The sequence below is a fragment of the Escherichia sp. AM3 genome, from assembly GCF_032029835.1.
In the GTDB taxonomy this organism is placed as follows: Bacteria; Pseudomonadota; Gammaproteobacteria; order Enterobacterales; family Enterobacteriaceae; genus Escherichia; species Escherichia coli.
Map to the genome: position 1 here is coordinate 1 of NZ_JAVUPQ010001267.1, position 240 is coordinate 240.

1 protein-coding gene is annotated in these 240 nt (G+C 44.6%); it reads left to right on the plus strand.

What is annotated here, in order from left to right; all coding sequences use genetic code 11:
- Window positions 1-240, plus strand: a 240-nt coding sequence (casA, locus tag RTW80_RS30610) for a type I-E CRISPR-associated protein Cse1/CasA (RefSeq protein WP_312722011.1), incomplete at both ends; no start/stop codon positions are given.

The window sequence follows — 240 nt, forward strand, 5'->3', positions numbered from 1 at the left end:
TTCTAAGTCTGTTACGAAGTGCATTGAAAGAAGCGTGGTTCTCCGATCCAAAAGGTGCACGGGGTGATTTCAGTTTTGTGGATATCGACTTCTGGAACAAAACTCAGCATCGCTTCCTGAGGTTAGTGCGCCAAATTGAAGAAGGTCAGGATGCGGATGAATTACTCAGCAAATGGCAAAAGGAAATTTGGTTATTCGCGCGTCAGGATTTTGACGAGCGTGTTTTCACCAATCCATATG